The sequence below is a fragment of the Staphylococcus marylandisciuri genome (genome assembly GCF_025519785.1).
Classification (GTDB): Bacteria; Bacillota; Bacilli; order Staphylococcales; family Staphylococcaceae; genus Staphylococcus; species Staphylococcus marylandisciuri.
Genome location: NZ_JAOPKZ010000058.1, coordinates 1 through 268, shown reverse-complemented (window position 1 = coordinate 268; position 268 = coordinate 1). Strand labels below are relative to the sequence as shown.

General features: G+C 28.7%; 1 pseudogene. It reads left to right on the top strand.

Going from position 1 to position 268, the window contains the following annotated elements:
- Positions 1-268: pseudogene (locus N9R04_RS11365) on the top strand (IS5/IS1182 family transposase); the annotation flags it as partial.

Sequence of the window (268 nt, the reverse complement as noted above, 5' to 3'; positions counted from 1 at the left end):
CAATAATTCCTTTTTTATCATTGATTAAAAAGACCTACGGTCATTTACCTGAATACATTGTAGCTGACGCTAGTTATGGTAGTGAACCTAATTATATTGCAATTATAGATGAATTTAATCGAACACCGCTTATAACTTATGGCATGTTTATTAAGGATAAAACTAAAAAATATAAAAGTGACATTTTTAATACTCACAACTGGGGATATGATGAAATCAATGATGAATTTATTTGCCCGAATCATAAAAGACTTGGTTTTAAAAGGTA